We start from the raw sequence: 18,875 nt of genomic DNA on the forward strand, positions 1-18,875 counted from the left end.
CGTGTCAGTCCGCCTCGTCGTGGCCCACCAGGAAGGCGGTCCAGGTGGCGGGGGCTATCCGGAGGGTGGGGCCGGTGGGGTTCAGCTTTGAGTCGCGGATGTGGATGGTGGCGGGGGTGGCGGCGACCTCCAGGCATTCGCCGCCCTGGCTGCCGCTATAGCTGGACTTGGTCCAGGCGAGGGCCACCTCCACGCATTCGCCTTCCTCGCCGCTGTAACTGCTTTTGAACCACGTGAGGTTCTTGTTCATAGCTCCTGTGCCACCTCACCGATTAGTTTTGCGGACTCCTCGGGGGTGAGAGCCTGCGCCCGCAGAATGCCATATTTGCCGAGCAGGTCTCCCAAGTCAGGCTGCTCGCTTACGAAGTAGCCCCCCTTGTGTCCTTCAATGTAGGCAAGCTGGCGACGTTCCGCTGTCTCCAAGATGATCATGGCTCCCATGAGCCCGGCGTGGGTCTGCCGATCGTGGGGCATGACCTGGATCTGGATGTGCCGGAGCTGACCGACCTCAAGCATGTGGTGCAGCTGCTCCTTGAGAACCAACGGGCCGCCGAGAGGTCTGGTCAGGACGCTCTGCTCCACGATGAAGCCGAGGATCGGCGCGGGCTTACGCTGAAAGACGCGCTGGCGCTGGATGCGGGTTTCCACCCGTTTCGCGATCTCCTCGTCTTCCAGCGGGGGGCAGTAGTTGCAGTTGTAGACCGCATGCGCGTACGCCTTGGTCTGGAGCAATCCGGGGATCACATGATTCTGGTACGACAGGAGCGAGGCAGCCTTTTGCTCCTCAGCCAGGTAATCCTCGGTCCACGGGCGCAGCCCACTGCCCCCGAACTCCTTCTCCGCGAGCAGCGTCAGTGCACCTTGTGCACCCAGCACCTCATCAGCGATCTCGACCAACTTGCCCTTGGGCGGTCGCTCCCCGCGCTCCACCATCGCCACCTGCGACTTGGAGTACTGGACATGCGCGCCCAGCGCCTCAAGGGTGATCCCGGCCCGCTCGCGGTAGAACCGCAACAACGCGCCGAACGTCTCCGAACCTCGTTCACCGGAGTGCACAACGTCCTCCCCAAGTGCACAGCGCAGCACGACACCTGCAAATCCCTGGTCACAGTATGTGAGCGCCCGACAGCATCTGCTGCATGAACTCGGAAACGTCATCACTCAGGGTCCACGACTGGATCCCGGCGACGGGTCACGCCCTGCGGCACGCGGGCATTCACTTCGACGCCGTACGAATCGAGGGCGCGCTCGGCGAGCAAGTCGCGTACGACCTGATGCAGTTCACGGAATTCCGTGCGGGCCCGATCGTCCGCGAGGCGACGGGTGGGCGCTACCTCTACTTCCTGCTGCCCCCGCAGACAGCGGACTCGTACACCTGGCCGGTCGGCGCGCGTGCGCTGAGCCGGCGCGCGGGAAACCTCGCGTACGTGGGCGTGCCCGCGCTGGACGGCTACACGTGGCCGTTGGACTGGAGGTCACGCCCCACGAGTGAAGTCCCCTTCGTGGAGGGTGATTTGTTGCACGAGACGACTAAACGTGCGGTACGGTGACCGCGTCATCACGCTCTGTGCTCGGCTGGGCATGGGGCGGTCCCCGGAGGTGCTAGCAACACCGTCCGAGGACCTTCACCACCGAATGGATCAGAGGTCCACCGGGATGCTTCGGCATGCTATCGCGCCCACCCGGCGCTACACGAAGGCTTCGCACGACGTCGTACGGCATCAGTGCCTGAACAGCGACGCGAAGATCCTGCTCCTGTACGTGCAGGGGCTCCCGGAGGCGGACGCCTCCGCCAGATCGCTCGGCGAACACGCGGCGCGTCTCGGCATCAAGGGCCGCGCCTACCAGCGGGCCAAGCAACTCCTCACCGAATCCGGCTACTTGCACGCGTGGCGGTGGCAGGGGGAGCGGGGCCGCTGGGTCACGGAACAACTCCTGGCGAACGTCACCCTGACGGGTGAGGAGGCGGGGCGTGCCCGGGTCGGAGACGGGCCGTCACCGACTGCGCACGGTCCGACGGTCGGCGGTCCGGGGAGGCGGGAACCCGGCGGCTCTTACCCGGAAGAACAACGGGAGAAGAATCTTCCCCACCCCCCACCCGAAGACCCGGAGCCCGCAGCCGACGCTGAACTGATCGATGCCGAGCGGGTGTTGCTGTCGCTCCGCCACGTGAACCGGGACCTGCTGCTCGGCGTGCGGGAGGCGAGAGCCCTGGCGGGGACGGCGGCGGAGTGGCTCCGGCGGGGCGTCTCGGCGGGCGACCTCCGCAAGGCGCTGACAGTCGGGCTGCCTCCGGGCGGGGTCCGGTCGGCGGTCGGGTTCGTACGACATCGGCTGGTGCAGAAGCTGCCGGACCGCGTGGGGCCGGTACCCGCCGCGGGGGAGGCGGCGAGGCTTGGCCTCGTCACCTGCGCGGGGCCCGGCGCCGAGCACGTTTTCCGGCCGCTGGGCGAGGAGACCCGGTGCGGACGGTGCCGGACCGAAGGGGTCGTGGGCGCGGCGGACGACCGTCGCGCACGGCCATTGCCGTGGCGCGACCGGCTGGCCAACGCGACGGCGTGACGGCCGACGTGGCCCGCGTCAGTCCGCGCCGTGGTCCCTGGTAAGCGCGGCCAGCAGGTCGAGGAACGGTTCCATGTGGCTGTGGCCGTGGCTCATGGGTTGGAAGCTACTTCGAGGGGTGGCGGAGTGCCATCGCCCGCGAGGGTGGCGTAGGGCCCGCCGATACCCCACGCCTGCGCCATCGCCACCGCGAACGCCGCCGCCAGCTTGTGTTCGCCGGACGCGTTCGGGTGCGTGCCGTCGTACGTGTCCGCGTGGATGTCGTACGACCGCGGCGGGGACGCCAGGAGTAGGGGGGAAGCGGGAGTGTCCAGGTCCGCCACCGTCTTCGCGAGGAGGTCGTTGAAGTGGGAGACCTCCGCCGCGAACGGGGCGTCCGAGGCCGCGCGGATGTTCGGGATCACCGGGAGCAGGACCATCCGGATGCGGGGGTTCGCCGTGCGGGCCGCCGTGATGAAGGCGCGGACGTTGGCCGTCGTCTGGTCCGCGTTCGTGTAGAAGCCGAGGTCTATCAGGCCGAGGGAGATGAGGAGGACGTCGGCCGGGTCGCGGTGCAGGGCGTCGGCTATTTGAGGCGCCATGTGCAGCCAGCCCTCGCCCCAGCCCGCCAGGTGGTGGCGGGGGAACTCCGGGGGCGCGTCGGCATAGTCGTACGAGAGGGGTTCTCCCGCCGCCTTGTCGTAGAGGGCGGTGCGCGGGCCGACCACGGCGACGCCCTCGGGGCCGAGGGTGGCGCGCAGGTGCTGCCACATCCGGTAGCGCCAGGTGTGTTCCCCGGCGCTTCCGATGGTCATCGAGTCGCCGACGAACATGAACCTGAGCATCCGGACATCATCCCGGATCACGGCCCGCGCCTGCGATGTGAGGCTGCGCACTCCGCCCAGGAGCGCGGATGGCACTCTTGGGCGCATGCGTTCGCTTCGGGCTGTTCCGTCATCCGTCCTTGCTGCTGGTGCCGTGCTGGTCTTCGCCGCCGCCGTGCCCGCTGCCGCCGACGACCATGACGGGTTCGACATCAAGGACCCCCGGATCATCGAGTCCAGCGGCCTCGCCGCGTCCCGCGCCCACCCGGGCGTCTACTGGACGCACAACGACCAGGACAAGGGCGCCTTCCTCTACGCGGTCGACTCGAAGACGGGGAAGACCGTCGCCACCGTGACCATGACCGGCGTGGGCGCCCCGCGCGACGTCGAGGCCGTCTCGGTCGGCAGCGACGGGAACATCTACGTCGGCGACATCGGCGACAACCTCAACGGCACCTGGTCGAACGTCTGGGTCTACAAGCTGCCCGAGCCGAAGCAGCTGAAGGACCAGACGATCCGCGCCACGCAGTACGTCGTGAAGTACGCCGACGGCGCGCGGGACGCGGAGGCGCTGATGGTGCACCCGAAGACCGGACGGATCTACATCGTCAGCAAGAACGAGGACGGCGGCGGGCTGTACGAGGGCCCGAAGCAGATGTCCGCGTCGGGGACGAACGTCTTCAAGCGGGTCGGAGAGATTGATCTGTGGGTGACCGACGGAGCCTTCTCGCCCGACGGTGAACAGCTCGCGCTGCGCGGGTACTTCGGCGGCATCTGGTACGCCTGGCAGGGCGAGGGGAAGAAGCCGCAGCGCAAGGGGCGGCTGAGTGTGCCGCTCCAGCGGCAGGGCGAGTCCGTCACCTACACGCTCGACGGGACCACGCTGATGTACGGCACCGAGGGCGAGCGGAGCGAGGTCGAGCCCGTCGAGGCGCCGGGCGGCTCCGGCGGCGGCTCCGGCTCGTCGGGCGGCGGCGGTGCAGACGGTGACGGGGGCGGGAGCGGGGACTCCGGGATCGACGGCAACGTCAAGACCGGCGCCATCGTCCTCGGGGCCGTTCTGCTCGCCGTGTTCGGGCTGAAGCGGCTGGGGCGAGGCGGCCGGCGCGGCAGGAGGTAGCGGCCCGCCCCCGGGTCATTTCCCGGTGCGCCGGGCCACCAGGACGTCCAGGCCGTCGAGCAGGCGCTGCAGACCGAACTCGAAGTGGTCGAAGTCCGGGCCGAACGAGTCCTCGGAGAGGCCCGCGAGGGTCGGGTAGCGGCCGCTCTTCATGACGCGTTCGAGGACCGGGGTCTGCGCCTCCCAGAACGCCTGGTCCGACAGGCCCGACTCCTTCGTCGCCTCCACCTCGTGCACCTGGGTGCGGGCGACCCCGGTGACGTACCCCTCCGTCATCACGATCACGCCGATCAGTTCGGGGTCGGTCAGGCCCATCGGCTTGATCCGGGACAGGGTGCGGTCCAGGCCGCCGACGGCGCCGGGGCCGAGCACCGGGCGGGCCTGGTTGACCTGGAGCAGCCAGGGGTGGCGGCGGTAGAGGACCAGGGTCTCCCGCGCGTACTCCTCGACGCCCTCGCGCCAGGTGCCGGTCCAGGGGGCCGTGCCCTCGGGGTCCTCGGGCGGCGTGTACACGCGGTCCAGCATCAGGTCGACGAGGTCGCCCTTGCCGCGCACGTACCGGTACAGGGACATCGTGCCGGTGCCGAGCTCCGTGGACAGGCGGCGCATCGAGACCGCCGAGAGGCCTTCCGCGTCCGCGAGGCGCACCGCCTCGGTGACGATCCGGTCCAGCGTGAGGCCCGGCTTGGGGCCCCGGGTCGGGCGGCCGCCCTCACCCCAGAGCAGCTCCAGGCTGCGGGCGATGTCGTCGCCGGTGCGCCGGTCGTCGCCGCCGCCGTTCGTGCTCGTCATGGCTCTCACCCTAATCGCAGGCCAAGAAATTGAGTACGGCGTACGCGCGAAACTGAGTACGGTGTACTCTCTATTGGGTACGGCGTACTCAGATGGGTGGGTCGCCGGGTGTGGGCGTGGCTGTGAGAAGGAGCGGGCGATGAACGGCAACGGGAACGGCTTCGCGGTACGGGCCGAAGGACTGGAGAAGCGGTACGGGGAGAAGCGCGCCCTGGACGGCTTCGACCTGCACGTCGAGCAGGGCACGGTGCACGGACTCCTCGGACCCAACGGCGCGGGCAAGACCACCGCCGTCCGGATCCTCTCCACCCTCGTCCGGCTCGACGGCGGCCGCGCCGAGGTCGCCGGAGCCGACGTGGTGCGCGAACCGGCCCTGGTCCGCGGCCGCATCGGCCTCACCGGGCAGTACGCGGCGGTCGACGAGATCCTCACCGGGCGGCAGAACCTGGAGATGTTCGGCCGCCTCTTCCACCTGGGCGGCCGGCGGGCCAGGCAGCGCGCCGACGAACTCCTGGCACAGTTCCACCTCCAGGACGCGGCGGAGAAGGGCGCAGGTCAGTACAGCGGCGGCATGCGGCGCAGGCTCGACCTCGCCGCCTCGATGATCCTCGCGCCCGCCGTCCTCTTCCTGGACGAGCCGACCACCGGACTCGACCCGCGCAGCCGCCTCGAAGTGTGGGACACCGTCAGGGACCTGGTCGCACGCGGCACCACCGTGCTGCTCACCACCCAGTACCTCGAAGAGGCCGACCGGCTCGCCTCCCGCATCACCGTCATCGACCGGGGCCGGGCCATCGCCGACGACACCCCCGACGGCCTGAAGAACACCGTCGGCGGCAGCCACCTCGACGTCGTGGTCCGCGACATCGCCGACCTGCCCGCCGCCGTGAAGGCCGTCGCCCGCGTCTGCGACGGCGAACCGCTCACCGTCGACGTGGAGCGCCGCGTGCAGGCCGCCGTCACCGACCGGGTCGGCGCGCTGACCGAAGTGGCGCGGAACCTGCGGGACGAGGGCATCGCGGTCGAGGACATCGGCCTGCGCAGGCCCAGCCTCGACGACGTGTTCCTGCGCCTGACGGGACAGACATCCGAGAAGGACGACGAGAAAGCGGAGGTCGCGGCATGAGCGTCGCCCTCACCACCGGCACTTCGCAGGCGGCGCACGGGCGCCTCTTCTGGGCCCTCTCCGACTGCTGGAACGTCACCCGCCGCTACCTCACCCACTTCCTGCGCCAGCCCGTCACCATCGCCTGGCAGCTGGGCTTCCCCATCATCAGCGTGCTGCTGTACGGCTTCGTCTTCGGCGAGGCGATGAAGGTGCCGGGCGGCGGCGAGGACGGCGACTACAAGCAGTTCCTGATGCCCGGCATGTTCGTGATGACCATGGCCTTCGGCTTCATGAACACCGCGATGGGCGTCGTCACGGACTCGACGAAGGGCGTCATCGACCGCTTCCGCTCGATGCCGATGGCCCCCTCGGCGGTGGCGTCGGGACGCGGCCTCGCCGACCTCATCGTGGCCTGCGCCGAGCTGACCATCCTCGCGCTGACCGCGCTCGCCATCGGCTGGCGCTCCAGCGCGGGCGTGCCCGACACGCTGCTCGCCTTCGGGCTGCTGCTGTTCCTGCGCTTCAGCCTGATCTGGGTGGGCGTCTTCCTCGGCCTGGTCGTGCCGACCCCGGAGGCGGCGGGCGGCCTCTACGCGGTGGCCTTCCCGCTCACGATGATCTCCAGCGTCTTCGTGGCACCGTCCCTGATGCCGGACTGGCTGGCACCGGTCGCCGCGTGGAACCCCGTCTCGTCGACGGGTACGGCCACCCGGGAGCTCTTCGGCAACCCCGGCGCGGGCGGCGCCAGTTGGGTGGAACAGAACGCGGTCCTGATGGCGGTGGTATGGCCGATCGTGATCTCGCTGGTGTTCCTGCCGCTGGCGGTACGAAGGTTCAGGCGACTGAGCCGTTAGGTGCCGGGGGCGCCCCGATAGGGGCGCGGGGAACTGCGCGGCCAGCCACAACAAACCCGCGGCCGGCCGCGCAGCGAAACGTCAGAGGCGCTCGATCACATAGTCGATGCACTTGGTCAGCGCCTCGACATCCGCAGGATCGATCGCCGGGAACATCGCGACGCGCAGCTGGTTGCGGCCCAGCTTGCGGTACGGCTCGGTATCAACGACCCCGTTGGCCCGCAAAGTCTTCGCGACAGCACTTGCGTCGATCTCGTCGGAGAAGTCGATCGTGCCGATGACCTGCGACCGCTTCGCCGCATCCGTGACGAACGGCGTCGCGTACTTGGACTCCTCGGCCCACCCGTACAGCGCCCGCGCCGACGCGGCCGTGCGGCCGGTGGTGAACTGCAGGCCGCCCTGCGAGTTCATCCAGTCCAGCTGCTCGGCGAGCAGGAACAGCGTGGCGAGCGCCGGGGTGTTGTACGTCTGGTTCTTGCGGGAGTTGTCGATCGCCGTCGGCAGGCTGAAGAACTCCGGGACGTGCCGGCCGGACGCGTGGATCCGCTCGGCGCGCTCGATCGCCGCCGGGGAGAACACGCCGATCCACAGGCCGCCGTCCGACGCGAAGGACTTCTGCGGGGCGAAGTAGTAGACGTCCGTCTCGGCGATGTCGACCGGGAGGCCGCCCGCGCCGGACGTGGCGTCGACGAGGACGAGGGAGCCGGAGTCGGCGCCCTCGACGCGCTTGATGGGGGCGGCGACGCCGGTCGAGGTCTCGTTGTGCGTGAAGGCGTAGACGTCGACGCCTGCCTCCGCCTTCGGGTCGGGGTGCGTGCCCGGGTCGCTCGCGATGACGGTCGGCTCGGCCAGCCACGGGGCGAGCTTCGCCGCCTTCGCGAACTTGGAGGAGAACTCGCCGAAGTTGAGGTGCTGCGACTTGTTCTCGATCAGGCCGTGCGTCGCCACGTCCCAGAACGCGGTGGAGCCGCCGTTGCCGAGGATCACCTCGTATCCCTCGGGGAGGGAGAAGAGGTCCTTGACGCCCTCGCGCACGCGGTCGACCAGGTTCTTGACCGGGGCCTGGCGGTGGGAGGTTCCGAGGAGGGAGGTGCCGGTGGCGGCCAGGGCGTCCAGCGCCTCCGTACGCACCTTGGAGGGGCCCGCGCCGAAACGGCCGTCGGCGGGCTTCATGTCAGCGGGAATCTGGATCTCAGCCACGACGCGAGCCTAGCGGCTCAGGGCACGGGGTTCTGGTGGTGTCCGTCGACTGAGATCGCGGCCCCACCCTGCGTGGACGCCTCGGGGCTCCGCCCCGGCCCCCGCTCCTCAAACGCCGGAGGGGCTACTTCCTCGCGCTCCCGCGCTCGTCCTCAATCGCCGGGCAGGCTCAAACCCCCGCACTCGGCCCGAGCACAACCGGCAGCTCATACAAATCGTTCTGCGTCACCACCGGCTTGTTGCGCAGGGCCGTGTGCGGGGCCGCCAGGGTCAGGTTCGGGAAGCGGGCGTACAGGGCCGGGAGGGCTACGCCCGCCTCCAGGCGGGAAAGCGCTGCGCCGGGGCACACGTGCGGGCCGTGGCCGAAGGAGATGTGGCGGGTGGGGGACGTGCGGGTGATGTCGAAGGCGCCCGCCGTGGGCCCGTGCGCCTGCTCGTCCCTGCCTATCGCGCCGTAGGAGACGATCAGCGCGTCACCCGCACGGATCACCTTGTCGCCGACGGGGACGTCCTCCGCCGCGAAGCGGATCAGGACGTGCGAGGTCGGGGTGGCGTAGCGCAGGGTCTCCTCGATCACCGCGTCCCAGCCGACCTCGCCGGCGCGGACGAGCGCGAGCTGCTCGGGGTGTGCGGAGAGGTTGACGACGGCGTTGACGATGAGGGAGATCGTCGTCTCGTGGCCGGCCGCGACCATCAGTTGCAGGGTGGAGACGATCTCGTCGTCGGTGAGGTGGTCGCCGTTCTCGGAGGCCTGGATCAGCGCGCTGGTCAGGTCGTCGCCGGGCTGCTCGCGGCGGGCCGCGACGACCTTGGCCATCATCCCGGCGAGTTCGCCGAGCGTCGCCACGACCTCCTCGGGGGGCGTCTGCGTGGAGAAGAACTTGTCGAAGAGGACCTTCAGGCGGGGGTGGTCCGCCTCGTCGATGCCCATCAGGTCGCTGATGACGTACATGGGCAGGGGGTACGCGAACTCGGCCTTCAGGTCGACGACCCCGGAGTCCGTGGGGAGCTTGGCCAGGAGGCCTTCCGTCAGCTCCGCGACGCGGCCCCGCATCAGCTCCACGCGGCGCGGCGTCAGCGCCTGCGCGACCAGCGTGCGCAGCCTGCGGTGCTCCTCGCCGTCGACCGTCAGCATGGAGCGGCCGGGGTTGGCGAGGCCGATCAGCGGCCAGTCGGCGGGGATCTCGCCGCGCCGCCAGGCGCCCCAGACCTCGATGTCCTTCACCAGGCGCTTGTCGGTGAGCAGTTGCCGCGCCTCGGCGTGGTGCGTGACCGCCCACACCGGCACGCCCCCCGGCAGCTCCGCCTCCGCGAGCGGGCCCGCCGCCCGCAGCCGTGCGCTCTCGCCGTCGAGGTCGGTGACGAACGGATCCAGGGCGATGCGCGTCATCTGGAGTCTCCAAACGCTGAGGTCGGGGTCGGGGTGAAGCTCACCGGCAGTTCGGTCAGGCCGCGCAGCCACGGCGAAGGGCGGCGGGTCAGGGAACCGGCCGGGACCGCGAGGTCGAGGTCGGGCAGCCGGTCGAGGAGCACCTCGATGCCGGTCCGCGCGATGACCTCGGCGACCTCCTGGGCCGGGAAGGGGCAGCGGTGCTCGCCGTGGCCGAAGGAGAAGTGGGCGCTGTTGCCGCCGGTCAGCGTGGAGCCGTCGGTGCGGACCTGCGGGTCGGAGTTGGCGGCGGCGAGACCGAGGAGGAGCAGGTCGCCCGCGTTGATGCGGCGGCCGCCGAGCTGGGTGTCGCGGGAGGCCCAGCGGCCCGCGACGTTCTGCGTCGGGGTGTCCTCCCACAGGACCTCGTTCATGGCCTCGGCGACGCTGTGCCGGCCGCCGAACAGGGAGGCGGCGAAGCGGTCGTCGGTGAGCATCAGGCGCAGCGAGTTGCCGATCCAGTCGGCGGACGGCTGGTGGCCGGCGGCCATCATCACCATGAGGTCCTGGGCGATCTCCTCGTCGGTGAAGTCCGCGCCCTCCTCGGTGAGCTGGGCTCCGATCATGTACGAGGCGACGTCCTCGTCCGGCTTCGCGTGCTTGTCGGCGATGAGCCGCATCATGGAGCCCGCCAGGTGCTGCTGGCCCGCGAGGGCCCGCTCGCGGCTGTCGATCATGTCGTTCATCGCGGTGACGAGGCCGGGGCCCTGCTCGTCGGAGAAGCCGTAGATACGGGCGAGGACGCGGACCGGGAGCAGCATCGCGTACTCGGAGATGATGTCCGTGGTGCCCTTGCCGCAGAAGCGGTCGATCAGCTCGTCCGCGAACGTCTCGGCGTGCGCCTTGAGTTCGAAGGGGTCGATCGCTTCGAGGGCGTGCGAGATCACCGCGGCGCGCCGGGTGTGGCGCTCGCCGACGGTGTAGAGGATCGACGGCTGCTTGTGGCCGATCATGGGGAGCAGCGGCCAGTCGGCGGGGACGTTCGGCCACTGGTTCCACAGCTCGGAGTCGCGGCTGTAGAGCAGCGGGTCGCCGGTGACCTGGTGCAGTTCGCGGTAGCCGAGCACCAGCCAGGCCGGTATGCCGCCGTCGAGGAGCACGGGGGCGACGGGGCCGTGGTCGCGGCGCATCTCCCGGTACAGCTGGGCGGGTTCGGTGGCGAACCGCGGGCCGGAGAGCGGGACGGGGCCGGGGGCGGCGCCCTGTCCGGTGCCGGTCACGGGGCAGGTCACTGGGCGGTCTCCTGGGGCGTGTGCGGCTGGACGGCGGCGCGCTGGGCGGCCGTGCGCTGGGCGGCGGCGCGCTGCGGGGCGTACAGCGTCTGGAGGTGTTCGACGAGGGTGATCAGCACGTCCTTGCCGGACTGGCGGGACCGTGCGTCGCAGTCGATGAGCGGCACGCCGGGGTCGAGGTCGAGCGCCTCGCGCAGCTGCTCGGTGGTGTGCGCGGGGCCGCCGAAGTCGTTGCGGGCGACAATGAACGGCGTGCCGTGGCGCTCCAGGCGGTCGATCGCGTACCAGGAGTCCTCCAGGCGGCGGGTGTCGACGAGGACGACCGCGCCGAGCGTGCCGGCGAAGAGGCGGTCCCACAGGAACCAGAAGCGTTCCTGGCCGGGGGCGCCGAAGAGGTAGAGGACGTTGTGCGCGTCGAGCGTGATGCGGCCGAAGTCGAAGGCGACGGTCGTGGACGTCTTGGCGCGCAGCCCTTCGAGGCCGCCCGTCTCGTCGATGCCCTGGCCGGCCTGCGTCATCGTCTCCTCGGTGTTGAGGGGACGGATCTCGCTGACGGAGCGGACCAGCGTCGTCTTGCCGACGCCGAAGCCGCCGACCACGACGATCTTCAGGCCGTTGTCGGCGGTGGCGGTCAGCTCGGTGCGGGCGGGCCCGGCGGCCGGGGTGGTCCCGGCGGCGCTGCGTCCAGCGCTGCGTTCAGAGATTGCGGAGTCCAACGAGCACCTGCTCCAGGAGGTCGGAATCGGGAAGGCTGTGGGCGGGGCCCGAACGCGGGTGGCGGGCGCTGATCCGGCCCGCGTCGAGCAGGTCGGACAGCAGGATGCGCGTGATGCTCACCGGCAGGCGGAGCTCGGCGGCGATCTCCACGACGGCCGTGGGCAGTCCGCACATCCGCAGGATCGCGACGTGCTCGGACTGCATGCCGGGGACCGGCGCGGACTCGGCGACGACGAGGGTCACCAGGTCGAAGGGCGCGTCGGGCGCCGACCGGCTGCGCCCCCCGGTGAGGGTGTACAGCCGGTCGGGGGAGTCGTCCCGGCCGGGGCGGCTCATGACGCGGGCCGGCCGCGGGGGGCGTCCTCCGCGCGGGGCGCGGCGCGCAGGTGCTCGCCGAGCTGTTCGACCAGCTCGCTCATGGTGTGGCCGACGAGACCCGCGTCGGCGTCCTCGGCGGCGATGACGGCGAGGTGCGCGCCCTCGCCGGCCTCGACGATGAAGAGGATGCCGCCGTAGAACTCGGCCATCGCCGAGCGGACCCCGCCGGTGCCGTCACCGAACTCGGCGGACGCGCCGTGCGACAGGGACTGGATGCCGGCGGCTATCGCGGCGAGCTGGTCGGCCTGGTCGACGGAGAGCTCGGGGGTGCGGCACAGCTTCAGGCCGTCACGGGACAGTACGAGGGCGTGGCGGGCGCCGGGGGTGCGCTCCAGGAGCCCTTCGAGCAGCCAGGTCAGCTTGGCGTCGGTGGTGCTGCCGGGGGAGGTGCCGGTGGTCATCGGGGGGTGTCGCCTTCCGGGTGCTGGGGGATTGCGGGGGCGTCCGAGGGCTCCGAGGGGGCCGGGGGAGTGGTGCGGACGGCCTGACGAAAGCTGCTGAAGCGATCGGCGGTGCTCGCGGCGCCGGGCGCGCGGGGCCTGCGGGTCTCCCCGGTGTCACTGCTGCCACGGGCCCGCTCGGCAGCGGCGAGGGTACGACCACGGGGCCGCTTGGGGAGCGGCGCTTCGACGCTCTCCGCGGGGGCGGGGGCGGCCGACTGGTGGGCGGGCACGGGCTCCGGGTCGACGCGGCCGAGGGGGGCTTCGAGGGTGTAGGCGTCCGGGGTGGCGGGGGCACCGGTACCCGACGGAAGCCCGGTGCGGTCGCCTCGCTGCCGGGAGGGGAGTTCGGCCTGGCCCCGGGTGGGGAGGTCGGCCGGGGAGGGGAGTTCGGCCTGGGCCCGGGACGGGAGGTCGCCCTGGTCCGAGGAGGAGAGGTCGGCTCGCTCTCGGGAGGGGAGGTCGGCCGGGGAGGGGAGTTCGGCCTGGGCCCGGGACGGGAGGCCGGCCTGGTCCGAGGAGGAGAGGTCGCCTTGCTCTCGGGTGGGGAGGTCGGTCTGGGCCGGGGACGGGAGGCCCGCCTGGTCCAGGGGCGGGAGGTCGCCCTGGTCCGGGGAGGGGTGGGCGGCTCGCTGCCGGAAGGGGAGGTCGGCCTGCTCCGAGGAGAAGAGGTCGGCTCGCTCTCGGGAGGGGAGTCCGGCCTCGTCCGGGGACGGGGGGCCCGCCTGGTCCCGGGGCGGGAGGTCGTCCTGGTCCGGGGAGGAGCGGTCGGCTCGCTGTCGGGAGGGGAGGTCGGCCTGGTCTTGGGACGGGAGGCTCGCCTGGTCCCCGGAGGGGAGGGGCGTCTGCTCCTGCGCGGGGAGTCCGGCCTGGTCTCGGGACGGGAGGCTCGCCTGGTCCCCGGAGGGGAGGGCCGCCTGATCCTGTGCGGGGAGCGCGGACTGATCCTGCGCGGGGAGCGCGGGCTGGTCCTGGGACGGGAGGTCGGTCGGCGGCTTCGGCGGGAGTGCGGCGGCGGGCGGGGGCGGGGCCGGGAGGCCTGGTGCTGTCGGCTCCGAGGGGCGGGAGAGGAGCTCCTGGGGTATGAGCAGGAGTACGCCTGTGCCGCCGCGGGCCGACGGGCGGAACGACACCGTGAGCCCGTGTTTGCGGGCCAGCCTGCCGACCACCGCGAGACCGAGCCGGGTACCGGAGAGCCCGCTGAGCCCCTTCGTCTCGCCGGAGACGGCGCGCTCGGCGCGGCGCTGCTGCACGGGGCCCATCACCAGGCCGCTGTCCTCGACGGAGACGATGACGCCGGCCGCGACCTCCTCGATGTAGACGTGCACTTCGGAGGTGGGCGGCGAGAAGTTCGCCGCGTTGTCCAGGATTTCGGCGAGGGCGTGCATGACGCCCTCGGCGGCGTGGCCCGCGACCGCGACCTCGCTCGCCGAGTGGACGCGCACGCGCTGGTAGGCGCCGATGCGGCCCATCGCGCCGCGCAGGATCGACTCCATGACGATGGGCCGGGCCCAGCGGCGGCCCGAGCGGGCGCCGGTGAGCACCGCGACGGAGTCGGCGATGCGGCCCGCCTGCGCGGTCCTGTGGTCGAGGTGGAGGAGGTCGGTGAGGACGTCCTCGTCGGCGTGCCTGCCCTCCATCTCGCGCAGGTCCGCGAGCATGCCGGTGGCCAGCGCCTGCATGCGTCCCGCTGCGTTGGCGCACGCGGCGAGCGCGGCGGCCCGCTCGGACTCGGCGGTGCGGGCCCGCATGGTCAGTTCGTTCCGCTCCCGGGCGAAGTACTCGGTGAGGGCGGTGCGTTCACGCGCGAACTCCGCGGCGCGGGCGGCCTGTTCAAGGACGAGCCGTTCCGCGTCCTGCCGTACGGCGGCCACGCGGCGGCGCAGCAGAGCGCCGGCGCGGAAGAAGTGGAAGGCAAGCGTCACGGCGACGCTGAGCGCGAGGGAGGCGGCGCCGGCACCCCACGCCAGAGGGGCCCGCACGGAGCCGGGCGCGACGGCCACGGCGGCTCCGGTGAGGGCCGCGGTGGTCAGGGCGCAGGCCAGCAGGACGAGCGCGGCCGGGCGCAGCGGGGGCTTCTCCGCCGTTCCTGTCTCCGCTCGAGCAGGGGAGGCCCCACTCGTCCCGGGGCGCGCGAGGGGGGTTTGCGCGGTCATCAATCGGGGTCCTCGATCGGAAGCGACACACTCTGCTCAAGTCGGGATCACTATAGGAGAGTTAGAGACCGGCTTGGGAACCTTCCCGTCCGGATCGTGTGAAATCGGGTGGGGCGGGCTGGGACGGCGTGGCCGCAGGGAGCCTCCGCGGGGGCATCCTGGACGACATGAGCGATCTCGACGCCGACGCCGCCACCGGCCTTGCACGGGAGCTGCGCGCCACCGTGCGCGGGGAGGTCGATCTCTCCGTCACCGCGCGGGCCCTGCACACCATGGACGCCTCCAACTACCGCCGGGTGCCCGCCGCGGTGGTGGCGCCGCGCGACGCCGACGACGTGGCGGCGGCCCTCGCGGTCTGCCGCGAGCGGAACGTGCCGGTCGTGCCGCGCGGCGCCGGCACCTCCATCGCCGGGCAGGCCACGGGGACCGGCGTCGTCCTCGACTTCACCCGCCACATGAACCGTCTCGTCGCCCTCGACCCGGAGCACCGCACAGCCGTGGTGCAGCCGGGCGTCGTCCTGGACGACCTGCGCACCGCCGCCGCCCCGCACGGCCTCACCTTCGGCCCCGACCCCTCCACCCACAGCCGCTGCACCCTCGGCGGAATGATCGGCAACAACTCCTGCGGCTCCCACTCGGTGGCCTGGGGCACGACCGCCGACAACGTCTCCGCCCTCTCCGTGGTCGACGGCGCGGGCGTACTCCGTAACCTCGCCAGAGGATGGGACAGCGCACCGGCGGGCCTGCGCGCGCTCGTGGACGCCGACTTGGCGCTCCTGCGCACCGGCTTCCCCGACCTGCCGCGCCGCATCTCCGGCTACGCCCTGGACGCGCTGCTCCCCGAGCGCGGCCCGGACCTGGCGCGCGCCTTCTGCGGTTCGGAGGGCACGCTCGGCGTCCTCACCGAAGCGGTCGTACGCCTCGTCGAGGCACCCCGCGCGCGTGCGCTCGCCGTGCTCGGTTACGCCGACGAGAGCGCGGCCGCCGAAGCCGCGGCCGGACTCCTGCCGCACGGGCCGCTGACCGTCGAGGGCATGGCCGCCGACCTCGTGCGCGGAGCCGCCCGGGAGAGCGGGCTGCCCAAGGGCGGCGCCTGGCTCTTCGTGGAGACCGGCGGCGACAGCCCGGCCGAGGCACGCGCGCGTGCCGCCACGATCGTGCGGGCGGCCGCCCCCGACACCGTGGACGCCGTGGTCGTCGACGACCCGGCGGGGCAGCGGGCGCTGTGGCGGGTGCGCGAGGACGCCAGCGGGACGGCCACGCGCATGCCGGACGGGTCCGAGGCCTGGCCCGGCTGGGAGGACTGCGCGGTGCCGCCCGCCCGACTCGGCGCCTACCTGCGGGACTTCAGGGCTCTGCTCGGCGAACACGGGCTGCGCGGCACGCCGTACGGACACTTCGGAGACGGCTGCATTCACGTACGCATCGACTTCGACCTGCTCACCCCCGAAGGCGTGGCCCGCTTCCGGCGCTTCTCCGAGGACCTCGCCGACGTGGTCGTCGCGCACGGCGGTTCGCTCTCCGGGGAGCACGGTGACGGGCAGGCCCGCGCGGAGCTCCTGCCGAAGATGTACGGCCCCGAACTGATCCGCCTCTTCGAACGCGTCAAGGACGTCTGGGACCCCGCCGGCCTGCTCAACCCGGGCATGCTGGTGCGGCCCGCGCCCCTCGACGCCGACCTGCGGTTCGCACCCCTGCCCCGCGAACCCGTCGACGTCGTCTTCGGCTACCCGCAGGACGGCGGCGACTTTACGGCGGCGGTCAGGCGGTGCGTCGGCGTGGCCAAGTGCCGGACCGCGTCACCGGCCTCGCCCACCGGCGTGATGTGCCCGTCCTTCCGCGCCACGGGCGAGGAGGAGCACTCCACGCGCGGCCGCGCCCGCCTGCTGCACGAGATGCTCGCCGGCGAGGTGGTGACGGACGGCTGGCGCTCCACGGAGGTGCGGGACGCCCTCGACCTCTGCCTCTCCTGCAAGGGCTGCCGCTCGGACTGCCCGGTGGGCGTCGACATGGCCACGTACAAGGCGGAGTTCCTCCACCACCACTACAAGGGCCGCCGCCGACCCGCCGCCCACTACACGATGGGCCAACTCCCCCGCTGGCTCCGCGCCGTAGCGACGACCCGCACGGCCCGGCTCGTCAACACACTGTCCCGCCTCGCCCCGCTGGCCGCGCTGGGCAAGCGGCTGGGCGGCATCGCCCCGGAGCGCACCATCCCGCAGCTGGCACCGAGGACGTTCAGGCAGTGGTGGGGGAGCAGGGGGAGGAGTGGGAGCCGGTCGCGGGGTGCGGAGGTGGTCGACGTCGTTCTGTGGCCGGACACCTTCACCGACCATCTCGCCCCGGCCGTGGGGCAGGCCGCGGTGGTGGTTCTGGAGGATGTGGGGCTCCGCGTCGCCGTGCCGCCGCGTCGCGTGTGCTGCGGCCTGACGTACGTCTCCACGGGCCAGCTCGACCGCGCCCGCGCCGTCCTGCGCGCCACCCTCGACCGGATGGAGCCCCTCCTGGACGCCGGGATCCCGGTCGTCGTCCTGGAGCCCAGCTGCGCCGCCGCGCTGAAGTCGGACCTGCCCGAACTCCTCGGCGACGACCCCCGCGCCCCCCGGCTCGCCGCCGCGATCCGTACCTTCGCGCAGGTCCTCGAAGAACTCGCCCCGCAGTGGCAGCCCCCGCACGTCGGCCGCCCCGTCGTCGGCCAGACCCACTGCCACCAGCACGCCGTCCTGGGCGACGCGGCGGAGCGGCGGCTCCGGACGAAGGCGGGGCTGACAGGCGAACTGAGCGGCGGCTGCTGCGGACTCGCAGGGAACTTCGGTTTCGAGCGCGGCCATTACGACGTCTCGAAGGCCTGCGCCGAGGAACAGCTGCTGCCCTCCGTGGCGGCGGCCGACGGGGACGCGGTGGTCCTGGCCGACGGCTTCTCCTGCCGCACCCAGCTGGACCAGCTGGCGGGGGTACGGGGGCGACACCTTGCGGAGGCGCTCGCGGAGGGGCTGCGCCCCGCCGGCGCCGGGGGCGAGGGCCGGGAGCGGGGCTCCGGGGGCGGGTGAGGGGCAGGCGGATGCCGGGGGAGGCGGGTGCCGGGGAGGCGGCTACCCGCGCGTGATCTCCCTGGCCAGCTCCACCAGTTCCCGCACACACGGATGTGGCGCCGGGCCGTCGCGCCAGGCCAGGGAGACCGGGAGGGGCGGGGCGTCCGTGAGGGGGACGTAGGTGACCGCCGGGTGCGGGTGCATGTCGGGGGTCGCCGTGGTCGTGACGCCCACCGCGCGGTCGGCGGCGATCGCGGCCAGCCAGTCGTCGGTGTTGGCGACGGTCACCGTGGATGTGGGGCGCGCGTCGGCGGGCCACAGGTCGAGCGTCGTGGTGCCGGAGACGGAGTTGAGGGCGATCGTGCGGTGCGCCAGGTCCGCGAGGGCCAGCGTGGCGCGGTCCGCGAGCGGGCTGTCGGCGGGGACGGCGGCCACCCGGCGTTCCGTGTGAAGGAGCTCGGTGACCAGACCGGGCGCGTCGACCGGCCCGCGCAGCAGCGCGACGTCGACCGCGCCCCGGGTCAGCCCCGCCGTGCGGTCGTCGATGCGGAGGAGTTCCAGCGGGACGTCGGGGTGCGCCACGCGCCAGCGGCGGAGCAGAGGGGTGGTATAGGGGCCGGCCGCCGACCACGCGTGGCCGAGCCGCAGCGGCCGGCGTACCGAGCGGCCCGCGTCCAGCGCGTCCTCGAACGCGGCGACGGCGACCGCCGCCCGGTCCCGGAAGTCGTGCCCCGCTGCGGTGAGCGTGAGGTGGTGCGTCGAACGGTCCACGAGCCGTACGCCGAGCGCGGCCTCCAGCGCGGCGAGCGTGCGGGACACGGCGGGCTGCGTGATGCGGAGGCGGGCGGCGGCACGGGTGACGCTGCCCTCCTCGGCGACGGCGAGGAAACAGCGCAGGTGGCGCACTTCGACGGCACGCGTGCCGGGCGGCGGATCGGTCATGTCGCCGGAGCATAACCGGAGCGCAATCGGTATTTCTCAAGCCGTGCCCGGCGCCGTAGCTTCGACATGTGGACGTGGTTTGCGTACAGCAGTGAAATCGCTCCACAATC

General features: G+C 72.2%; 18 protein-coding genes. 6 read left to right on the plus strand and 12 right to left on the minus strand.

Annotated elements, in window-relative coordinates:
* Positions 1-4 precede the first annotated feature (4 nt).
* Positions 5-250 (minus strand): DUF397 domain-containing protein, encoded by a 246-nt coding sequence (locus ACZ56E_RS23045; RefSeq protein ID WP_471216830.1) that lies wholly within the window; start codon positions 248-250, stop codon positions 5-7.
* The gene (locus ACZ56E_RS23050) at positions 247-1,056 is read right to left on the minus strand and encodes a helix-turn-helix domain-containing protein (RefSeq protein WP_471216833.1); all 810 of its coding nucleotides are present in this window, start codon (positions 1,054-1,056) and stop codon (positions 247-249) included. Before ACZ56E_RS23050 ends, ACZ56E_RS23045 begins: the two co-directional genes overlap by 4 nt.
* Before the next feature lie 83 nt (positions 1,057-1,139).
* On the opposite strand from ACZ56E_RS23050, the gene ACZ56E_RS23055 reads away from it, so the two are divergent.
* Both ACZ56E_RS23055 and ACZ56E_RS23060 read left to right on the plus strand, forming a co-directional pair.
* Positions 1,140-1,550 carry a hypothetical protein gene (locus ACZ56E_RS23055; protein WP_471216836.1) on the plus strand — a complete coding sequence of 137 codons (411 nt, stop codon included), beginning with the start codon at positions 1,140-1,142 and terminating at the stop codon, positions 1,548-1,550.
* Positions 1,551-1,656: 106 nt separating this feature from the next.
* Positions 1,657-2,562 carry a hypothetical protein gene (locus ACZ56E_RS23060; RefSeq protein WP_471216844.1) on the plus strand — a complete coding sequence of 302 codons (906 nt, stop codon included), beginning with the start codon at positions 1,657-1,659 and terminating at the stop codon, positions 2,560-2,562.
* Between the two features lie 92 nt (positions 2,563-2,654).
* Here ACZ56E_RS23060 and ACZ56E_RS23065 read toward each other — a convergent pair whose 3' ends face one another.
* Positions 2,655-3,386, minus strand: a complete 732-nt coding sequence (locus ACZ56E_RS23065; RefSeq protein WP_471216846.1) for a GDSL-type esterase/lipase family protein — start codon at positions 3,384-3,386, stop codon at positions 2,655-2,657.
* An 85-nt stretch (positions 3,387-3,471) separates the two neighbouring features.
* Between ACZ56E_RS23065 and ACZ56E_RS23070 the strand changes: the two genes are divergently transcribed.
* The gene (locus tag ACZ56E_RS23070) at positions 3,472-4,485 is read left to right on the plus strand and encodes a TolB-like translocation protein (protein WP_471216848.1); all 1,014 of its coding nucleotides are present in this window, start codon (positions 3,472-3,474) and stop codon (positions 4,483-4,485) included.
* 15 nt (positions 4,486-4,500) lie between these two features.
* Here ACZ56E_RS23070 and ACZ56E_RS23075 read toward each other — a convergent pair whose 3' ends face one another.
* Positions 4,501-5,277: a TetR/AcrR family transcriptional regulator gene (locus ACZ56E_RS23075; protein ID WP_471216850.1), complete on the minus strand. Its 777-nt coding sequence runs from the start codon at positions 5,275-5,277 to the stop codon at positions 4,501-4,503.
* A 139-nt stretch (positions 5,278-5,416) separates the two neighbouring features.
* Here ACZ56E_RS23075 and ACZ56E_RS23080 point away from each other — a divergent pair, with 139 nt between their 5' ends.
* Together ACZ56E_RS23080 and ACZ56E_RS23085 are read left to right on the plus strand one after the other, a co-directional pair.
* A complete protein-coding gene (locus tag ACZ56E_RS23080) occupies positions 5,417-6,403 on the plus strand; it encodes an ATP-binding cassette domain-containing protein (protein WP_471216854.1) in 987 nt (328 codons plus the stop codon).
* Positions 6,400-7,239, plus strand: a complete 840-nt coding sequence (locus ACZ56E_RS23085) for an ABC transporter permease (RefSeq protein ID WP_471216856.1) — start codon at positions 6,400-6,402, stop codon at positions 7,237-7,239. The genes ACZ56E_RS23080 and ACZ56E_RS23085 overlap by 4 nt, the downstream gene beginning before the upstream one ends.
* 81 nt (positions 7,240-7,320) lie before the next feature.
* Here ACZ56E_RS23085 and serC read toward each other — a convergent pair whose 3' ends face one another.
* The 7 genes from serC to ACZ56E_RS23120 form a co-directional block, all read right to left on the minus strand.
* Positions 7,321-8,439 (minus strand): phosphoserine transaminase, encoded by a 1,119-nt coding sequence (gene serC, locus ACZ56E_RS23090; protein WP_471216858.1) that lies wholly within the window; start codon positions 8,437-8,439, stop codon positions 7,321-7,323.
* A 169-nt stretch (positions 8,440-8,608) separates the two neighbouring features.
* Positions 8,609-9,829, minus strand: coding sequence for a cytochrome P450 family protein (locus tag ACZ56E_RS23095; RefSeq protein ID WP_471216861.1), 1,221 nt, complete (start codon positions 9,827-9,829; stop codon positions 8,609-8,611).
* Positions 9,826-11,100 carry a cytochrome P450 gene (locus ACZ56E_RS23100; RefSeq protein WP_471216864.1) on the minus strand — a complete coding sequence of 425 codons (1,275 nt, stop codon included), beginning with the start codon at positions 11,098-11,100 and terminating at the stop codon, positions 9,826-9,828. Before ACZ56E_RS23100 ends, ACZ56E_RS23095 begins: the two co-directional genes overlap by 4 nt.
* Entirely contained in the window at positions 11,097-11,816 is a 720-nt protein-coding gene (locus ACZ56E_RS23105; RefSeq protein ID WP_471216866.1) for a GTP-binding protein, read from the minus strand. The genes ACZ56E_RS23100 and ACZ56E_RS23105 overlap by 4 nt, the downstream gene beginning before the upstream one ends.
* The gene (locus ACZ56E_RS23110) at positions 11,797-12,153 is read right to left on the minus strand and encodes a DUF742 domain-containing protein (RefSeq protein WP_468610583.1); all 357 of its coding nucleotides are present in this window, start codon (positions 12,151-12,153) and stop codon (positions 11,797-11,799) included. Before ACZ56E_RS23110 ends, ACZ56E_RS23105 begins: the two co-directional genes overlap by 20 nt.
* On the minus strand, positions 12,150-12,596 hold the full coding sequence (locus ACZ56E_RS23115; RefSeq protein WP_468086956.1) for a roadblock/LC7 domain-containing protein: 447 nt from the start codon (positions 12,594-12,596) through the stop codon (positions 12,150-12,152). Before ACZ56E_RS23115 ends, ACZ56E_RS23110 begins: the two co-directional genes overlap by 4 nt.
* Positions 12,593-14,791 (minus strand): sensor histidine kinase, encoded by a 2,199-nt coding sequence (locus ACZ56E_RS23120; RefSeq protein ID WP_471216869.1) that lies wholly within the window; start codon positions 14,789-14,791, stop codon positions 12,593-12,595. The genes ACZ56E_RS23115 and ACZ56E_RS23120 overlap by 4 nt, the downstream gene beginning before the upstream one ends.
* 167 nt (positions 14,792-14,958) lie before the next feature.
* Here ACZ56E_RS23120 and ACZ56E_RS23125 point away from each other — a divergent pair, with 167 nt between their 5' ends.
* Positions 14,959-17,841 (plus strand): FAD-binding and (Fe-S)-binding domain-containing protein, encoded by a 2,883-nt coding sequence (locus ACZ56E_RS23125; RefSeq protein WP_471216871.1) that lies wholly within the window; start codon positions 14,959-14,961, stop codon positions 17,839-17,841.
* Positions 17,842-17,883: 42 nt separating this feature from the next.
* On the opposite strand, the gene ACZ56E_RS23130 is transcribed toward ACZ56E_RS23125, so the two are convergent.
* On the minus strand, positions 17,884-18,765 hold the full coding sequence (locus ACZ56E_RS23130) for a LysR family transcriptional regulator (RefSeq protein ID WP_471216873.1): 882 nt from the start codon (positions 18,763-18,765) through the stop codon (positions 17,884-17,886).
* Positions 18,766-18,875 lie beyond the last annotated feature (110 nt).

This window comes from Streptomyces sp. NPDC039480 (assembly GCF_055597165.1).